Annotated in this window: 7 protein-coding genes and 2 pseudogenes; all 9 read right to left on the reverse strand. The window is 40.5% G+C overall.

Annotated elements, in window-relative coordinates; all coding sequences use genetic code 11:
- Positions 1-832 (reverse strand): annotated as a pseudogene (locus CG67_RS18355) (attachment protein); the annotation flags it as partial.
- Positions 833-902: 70 nt separating this feature from the next.
- Positions 903-1151 carry a major coat protein gene (locus CG67_RS13860; protein ID WP_025903534.1) on the reverse strand — a complete coding sequence of 83 codons (249 nt, stop codon included), beginning with the start codon at positions 1149-1151 and terminating at the stop codon, positions 903-905.
- A 110-nt stretch (positions 1152-1261) separates the two neighbouring features.
- On the reverse strand, positions 1262-1354 hold the full coding sequence (locus CG67_RS18815; RefSeq protein WP_025903536.1) for a tail virion protein G7P-2: 93 nt from the start codon (positions 1352-1354) through the stop codon (positions 1262-1264).
- Entirely contained in the window at positions 1351-1623 is a 273-nt protein-coding gene (locus CG67_RS17650) for a single-stranded DNA-binding protein (RefSeq protein WP_025903537.1), read from the reverse strand. Before CG67_RS17650 ends, CG67_RS18815 begins: the two co-directional genes overlap by 4 nt.
- Before the next feature lie 26 nt (positions 1624-1649).
- Positions 1650-2927, reverse strand: a complete 1278-nt coding sequence (locus CG67_RS13870; protein ID WP_235501139.1) for a phage/plasmid replication protein, II/X family — start codon at positions 2925-2927, stop codon at positions 1650-1652.
- Between the two features lie 730 nt (positions 2928-3657).
- A complete protein-coding gene (locus CG67_RS13875) occupies positions 3658-4965 on the reverse strand; it encodes a secretin N-terminal domain-containing protein (protein WP_025903540.1) in 1308 nt (435 codons plus the stop codon).
- Between the two features lie 2 nt (positions 4966-4967).
- The gene (locus CG67_RS13880; protein WP_025903541.1) at positions 4968-6062 is read right to left on the reverse strand and encodes a zonular occludens toxin domain-containing protein; all 1095 of its coding nucleotides are present in this window, start codon (positions 6060-6062) and stop codon (positions 4968-4970) included.
- A gap of 1 nt (position 6063) precedes the next feature.
- A complete protein-coding gene (locus CG67_RS13885; RefSeq protein ID WP_025903542.1) occupies positions 6064-6405 on the reverse strand; it encodes a DUF5455 family protein in 342 nt (113 codons plus the stop codon).
- Positions 6405-7142 (reverse strand): annotated as a pseudogene (locus tag CG67_RS18360) (attachment protein); the annotation flags it as partial. The pseudogene CG67_RS18360 and the gene CG67_RS13885, both read right to left, overlap by 1 nt.

Genomic DNA, 7142 nt, shown 5'->3' on the forward strand with positions numbered 1-7142 from the left:
CTTCGGTAAGTTTATCCTTGATGCCCTCTGACAAATCAGGGGTTGCCGTTTTAACGCCCTTAGCAACAGCAGAAGCTACTTGATCCTCAGTTAGTGACTTACCGGACGTGCCACCGGAAGAACCTCCAGAGGAGCCACCCGTATCAGAACCGCCAGAAGAGCCACCAGTATCAGAACCACCAGTATCACCGCCACCAGTCTCAGAACCACCAGTATCACCACCAATATCGTCAGTTGGTTGTGATTGACTCTCACCAGACTCAGGAACGTAACCTGTAGGCTTCCAAGTCGCAGCACAGACCGTTTTAGCGTTATTACAAACGATAACGCCCGTTGCTTCATACTCACAGCCGTTATAGTTAATATAACCGTCAGAGACGTTATTGAAGGTGTTACTGATTGGAGGGCTAGCCTCACAGACTTCTTCAGGAGTTTTTTCAGCAGGTTTTTCATCAGCTACAGAACGCTGAATATCACCAGATATTTTCGCCTGAATTGACCAGCTAGTATCCTTCTCACCAGGCGATCCATTATAAGTACAAGAGTCTCCATAAACGATTCTGAATTGAGATTCAGGCCACACACCAGAATATGTCAATTTTACAGAATCAAAAACATCATCACCCTGTTTCTTTGCATCAGCGCAAGCAGCGGTTAAATCAGATTGAGTAATAACTTCCTTGCGAATGGTTTTATTATCAGAATCAGTTGAAGTAACAGTGGTAGAGTTAGCAAAACCAGTGAAATACTGTTTAGCAACCGACTCCCAAGTATCAGCATTAGAAAATGGAACGTAAGATAATAAAAGAATTGCTATTATTTTAGTTTTCACAATTAAGCCTTAACGGAATAAAGGTAAAAAAAAAGGACGCAAGCGCGCCCCTTTTAAATAACGCTGGAAATTAAACAGCTTTAGAAGAGAACTTCTTAAACAGGCGAATTGCCAAGCCAGCACCAACAACAACAGTAACAACAGGCCAAGTCTGAGCGATCAGGTCAGTTGCCTGAGTTTTCAGAGAAGTCATTGCCTCAGTAGCGTAATTAGTTGCCGTGTCACCTTCAGCAGCAAAAGAACCAGCAGAAACCAACATAGTTGCAGCACCCAAAGCAATTTTATTTTTAGCAGCTAAAACAGTAGAAAGAACGCGCATTTTATATTTTCCTTAAATCATACGGTCAGAAATTGACTTGAAAAAAGCAATTCCATAAAAGAGGGCAAAGCCCAAGAAATAAGCTCCGAGAAAAGAACCAACATAATCAATCATCGGAACACTCCAGCAGTAATTGCACCTAACCCAAAGGAGAGAACGAGGCCAAGAGCAAATACTACATGAATTAGGTCATCAGTAGTCATGCAGACTTAACTGATTCAAGAAGAACGCGACCAACAGAAACCTGTCCAAAATTGTTAATTTTAAAAGAGGATGAATGAACACGATATTTGCCAGCGGGATAAGGATGCTGACCATCTTCCAAGTTAAAATTGAAGAGAGCAGGATAAACGCCACCGAGATCAATATAGCCTTCCTGCTCACGAATAGTGTAAGCCTTTCCAGATTTTTGAGATACGCCGGAACGCTCTTTAACAGCAACTTGCGAATCGTGAATTTCTACAGTAAGCATAATAAATGTCTCTCGATAAATTAAAATTAAGCAGCGTTAATGCTGACAACGTTAGAACGATTAAAAATAGATACCGGTTCAATATACCAATCAGGGTATTGTTGAGAAAAATCAATATTAATCATTTGAACCAACGGCACTACATTATTTTCGGTTGAAAGGTTCATTAATTGAGCCTTAGATAAACCAACAGAAGTTAATTCCTTCAAAGATCGCCAGAAAGTTGTGCGCTCCATTGTTTGAGACACGTTATCATAACCCTCATTAACCAAGCGGCGATAAAAACCAAATAAGCGATTAGCTTTTGAGTTTGAAATATTGCCAGATTTAGTAACAGAAGAAAAGTTATTAATTAAAGCATCATAAACTTTAGAATCATCATAAACATTCATATCAGCACCTTTAAAGGCATCAAACAAGTCTTTAAACGATTTATTCCACAGATCACAAATTAAGTTAAAAGAACCATTTTCATAATTATCTTGATATTTAACGATATCAAAGAATTTGCGAGGCAACCCAAAGTTTTCAAAGAAACGGGTATGTAAACGAGCCTCAAAACGAACAAGACCAACAGCATATAATTGAAGCTGTGGATTGCTTAAAACATCTAAGCAATTTTTTTCATAAGAAGATAAGTGGGAACTTTTCTTTTTCTGCAATCTCTTAATCTGAGCCTGCACCTCATGATGTTTCAAGTATGCAACAAGAGTACGGTGGCGACTTCCTTCGTTCCACATAACAGTTGTTTCATAATCAAGAGCACGAGTCTTTTTAGTCTGACCGTTGGATACATTGCGCAAGAAAGAAATCACCTGGTTAGCAATGTGATCATTTGCGACTTTTGCACTGAAAGTTACATCTATGCGACCAACTACCGTATTAGTTACATCACACAAATCATAGAGTTCAGGCATAGCAGCAGCAAAGGCACCGAAAAATTCCAGACCGCACAACTCAAAAGATGTAGGCCCAAAAATATTGTGACCTTGTAACAATTTCGCCGGAGATGCTTTCAGCTCTACACATGGCTCGAAATTCTTACCGCCCTCAAAAATTTTCAATGCGATCCCAGCATAATGAGAAGGGAGAGATTCGTAAGGATGCTTAAGCCCCGATACAGTCAAATCACCATCAATGGCGTATTCTACTGTATGGGCGGCAAGAGTCAGACCAGAAAGGCGGGCAACCTCAGCAAGGTTCACATGGGAAACATAATTTCCCTGTGAATCAAGACGCTCCGATACAAGAGAGCTTTTAAACGGTATCCTTAAGACCAGCATATCAATCATGACTTCAAGCACTCAAACACTCACCATGTGCGTAATGTAGCACATGTAATTCCCAACGCAACTATTTGTAAAGATATTATAGGATTTATCTAATGGATGCAGCCGCTAAAAAAGGTAGTCGAACTACAGTAACAATCAATAGACATATGCAAGAGTTACTGGTAACAGCGACCGTAGAGGCCACTAAAAGAGCTGGTTTGCCTATAAAACAATCAGAATTGATAAATTACCTTATAAAACATAGGCTTGAAGAAGCAATTGAAGGGGTTTTGAGGGAGAAAGGGTTGTAGCGCGTTGCAAAATGCAACAAGAGTCCACTATTAAACAAAGTGGACTCACCACTTCCGAGCCGCCAGCCAATCCAAAAACCGCCGCTTTAACGTCCTTTCGTCTCCGACCGCCCACCATCAAAATGGCTTCACGATCATCAAATAAAAACCCGGCTTAGCAGGGAAGGGGATGGGTTCAAGAGAATATGTAATCTCTCCCTTTGTATCGAGCGGCAAGCATTAGACGAAAAATGAGAATACTGAGAGCGCTCTAACATGCCCATGCGGGCATAAGGCGACTGTTAGACGGGTGAAATGAAGAGGCCGTTAGAATGGCTTTAAGGCACGCTAACGGCTGATTGGTTCGCAGCCAGGGGGGAAAATAAAAGCGAGGAACATACGACGATCCAGAGCCGCGCACACGAAGAGGCGCAAGAGTCTATGGGGCAGGGCTTCGCACCTACCCCATAGCCTCAAAGCGCCCTAATAACGTGCGCGGTTAAGAGAACGAACATAGTTCTTTCGGTATTAGAATCACTATGGCTGCGGAACAACCAGCCAATTACAGGAATGCTTTCGAACCACGGAACAGAACGATTGCTATCCGTCTTATTAGAGTCAATCAAACCACCGAGTAATAAAGTCTGACCATCTTTAATCTGAACAGTAGTCTGAATTTGACGCTGATTAGTAATGATGTCGCTTGCAGTCTCTTGATTGCTAAGAGAATCGGCCTTTGTATCGATGGTGAGAACTAGCTGACCATTTCCCATAACAACAGGCGTCACCTTTAAAGAAATGCCCACGTCGCGGCGCTCTATTGTCTGGAATGGATTGTTAACGCTGGCAGCCTCACCAGTCACCTTGCCAGTAACAAAAGGCACATTCTGGCCAACGGAGATATAACCAGTCTGGCCAGACTGAGTAAGGATGCGTGGGGTTGAGATGACTTTAGAATTAGAGTCATTTTTTACAGCCTGAAGTGAAAGGGCAAGAACGTTTCCATTGAAGATGCCAAAAGAGCCACCTGTAGTAGAAAGAGCGGTGCCAAGAGCTGAAGTGTTAAATCCGCCTGCTACCTTACCGCCTGAAGCTGAACCAGCAGCAAAAGATAAATCTACGCCATTAGAAAGGCTAGTTTCAAACATAAGTGATTGAATAAGAACCTGCTCACGGGCAACGTCGATTGACGTAATGAACTGAGATAAAGCATCCATAATGGAAGCAGAACCGGAAACAACAAGGCTGTTGTTACCAGGGTAATCTATGACGTCACCGCCACCATTTGAATCAACGAAAATCTTTGCCAGCGGAAGAACGTCAGTAGAACGAACGCGAGTTAACTTAAAATTACGTACGGTTAAATCAACTGGCTTTTGAGGTTCGGGAGCTGCCTGAGAAGAACCGGTGTTATCTTCATAAGCAGCGGGATCTTCATAGTCATCATCATTTTGAGCCTGAGACGGTAACTTTGAAGGAGTGGAAACAACAGAAGGATTGCCAGAAAGAAGAACAAAACCATTAGCATTGAGTACAGACTTAAAAAATTCATCAATGTTAGCTTGATTAACATCAGCATTAAAAACGGTGATATTTCCCTTAACGTCTGGATTGACAACGACAGCCTTACTTGATTTTTGCGAATACCACTGAACAAAAGAGCGAACAGGGGTATTATTTAAATTTACTGGCTCAGCAAAAACATTAAAGGAAATACCGAATACCATAACGACATTAAGAACAAGATAACTGAAAATGTATTTTTTAGCCTGAAATTTCATAATTAACCTTCACAAGTAATTTGCTGTATATAAGATTTTCTAACAATAGTCACATGGCAAGCATCTTTAACATCTAATTTATAACCATCCTTTATTAAATCGAATGAGTTATAAATTTTAGAGTTAGAATCTTTAAAACTGACAGAAACATCATAACCCATTTGGGAATATGAGTTGATCGATAATCTAGGCAAATTATCCGTTACATGATCGCTTTTAGTAATATGATCCACCTTTGGATCTAACTTTAATTGAGCAATCTCAGATGAGAGCTGATTAGATTTGTATAACATACCCAAACCTGCACCCAAAGCAAGAAACGAAGACATTAACCAGACACGATTCATTCTCTTAAAATAAATTCTTGTCATTCTCATATAATATTTAAAATCCCTAATAATTGAAAATTGACCATGCGTGTAATAAGGAGGTATCAAACAAAAAGAACCACTGTCATAATTTGCAGAAAATATCTGCTTAGTATCATAAGCAGCATATAAATCCTTTCCTGTATATACCCACTTATCAACAGTTAATGCCTGTGGGTTATCACCATATTTAACAATACCAAAATGAATCTTAGGTAATGGCAACCTTGAATTAGCAAAAAGAGAAATTAACCCTCCAATAATCGGAATGTTTAATTTATCCATTCGACGGCAATATACAACATGTTCAGCCAATGCCTCACGAGCCTGTTTATCCATTAGAGAAACATCCTGAATAATAAAAATCACATCCCAGCCAAGTTTACGAGCATGTAAACACCAATCAATAACGGGCTGCCTGCTCTTATCACTCCAGTTACGCGAGTTAAACCAAGTACCACACTCATCAAGAACTAATAAACCATTATCCGCTTCATTATATGAAGTAGTGCCACGCCCAATTGATTCAAAGTCTTCCAGTGATGGTTTATCAGGAATACGAATAACACGAGTCATTTTTGCAAAGCGACCAACACGAGGCATGTGGTGAAGCTTTAAATTAAGATTAGTGGCAACAACACGACCTCGCGCCAAATAGTCCTGAATACGACCAATAGTTACAAGTGTCTTACCTGCACCTAATTTACCTGTCACCACATGCACAGCCATATTAAAGCACCTTATTAGCCATAGAAATAAACCTATCTTTTAAATCAAAAACCATAACAGCAATTTTCATTGACATAATCACAGTAATACATTCGGTAGTTCCATCAGGTAATACAGAAGACATTAAATTAGAGAAGTCCTGAGGCATGGCACCGTAAACAACAGAACCAAGCCATTGCAAGCCAAGCAAAAGAACAACCATAATTGCGCCAACAAGAGCAGTCGCTAATAATCCAGTTCTAGTAGCAAGACGAGCTATGAAACTTGCAACATAGCCAATAAAAAGAGGAACAAGACCTATTAAAAACCGGAATAAAGCCGGGATACCTAATAAAGCTGGCATTATTGCTCACCCTTCCTTAGTAAAGATGTAATAGAAGTGAATACATACCAAAATGTAAGACAATACATAACCCAAGAAAGCATTGATTTTATATCGCCTAATTTATCGCAACCTATCTCAATTTGATAAACAGAACCAGAAAACATAACAAAATTACTACAGCCATGACCAGTAGGAATAGACGGCCTTAGAGCGCCTTCATTTAAAAATGATTCCCAAGCACCGCCATGAGAATCTTTATCAATATTTAATTGAGTTTTAGCTTGAGCAGTTGCCAAATCAAACTCTGAATCACCATCACCATAATGACCAGTATTTTGCTCAGGGTCAGCAAATTTACCAGCACCGCGAACTAGATTATTTAAATTATCACCAAGAGAAGTAATATTATTTTGAGTCTGCTCATCAGCTGATCGCTTGTCATCTGTAGAAGTATCATCTTCGGTAAGTTTATCCTTGATGCCCTCTGACAAATCAGGGGTTGCCGTTTTAACGCCCTTAGCAACAGCAGAAGCTACTTGATCCTCAGTTAGTGACTTACCGGACGTGCCACCGGAAGAACCTCCAGAGGAGCCACCCGTATCAGAACCGCCAGAAGAGCCACCAGTATCAGAACCACCAGTATCACCGCCACCAGTCTCAGAACCACCAGTATCACCACCAATATCGTCAGTTGGTTGTGATTGACTCTCACCAGACTCAGGAACGTAACCTGTAGGCTTCCAAGTCGCAGCACA

This window comes from Tatumella sp. UCD-D_suzukii (assembly GCF_000611875.2).
Lineage (GTDB): Bacteria > Pseudomonadota > Gammaproteobacteria > Enterobacterales > Enterobacteriaceae > Tatumella > Tatumella ptyseos.

What these genes read in the sequence shown, in the direction of transcription:
- CG67_RS17650 (WP_025903537.1), bottom strand. Translation starts at nt 1,623, where the DNA reads ATGCTTACTGTAGAAATTCACGATTCGCAAGTTGCTGTTAAAGAGCGT.
- CG67_RS13875 (WP_025903540.1), bottom strand. Translation starts at nt 4,965, where the DNA reads ATGAAATTTCAGGCTAAAAAATACATTTTCAGTTATCTTGTTCTTAAT.
- CG67_RS13860 (WP_025903534.1), bottom strand. Translation starts at nt 1,151, where the DNA reads ATGCGCGTTCTTTCTACTGTTTTAGCTGCTAAAAATAAAATTGCTTTG.
- CG67_RS18815 (WP_025903536.1), bottom strand. Translation starts at nt 1,354, where the DNA reads ATGACTACTGATGACCTAATTCATGTAGTATTTGCTCTTGGCCTCGTT.
- CG67_RS13880 (WP_025903541.1), bottom strand. Translation starts at nt 6,062, where the DNA reads ATGGCTGTGCATGTGGTGACAGGTAAATTAGGTGCAGGTAAGACACTT.
- CG67_RS13885 (WP_025903542.1), bottom strand. Translation starts at nt 6,405, where the DNA reads ATGCCAGCTTTATTAGGTATCCCGGCTTTATTCCGGTTTTTAATAGGT.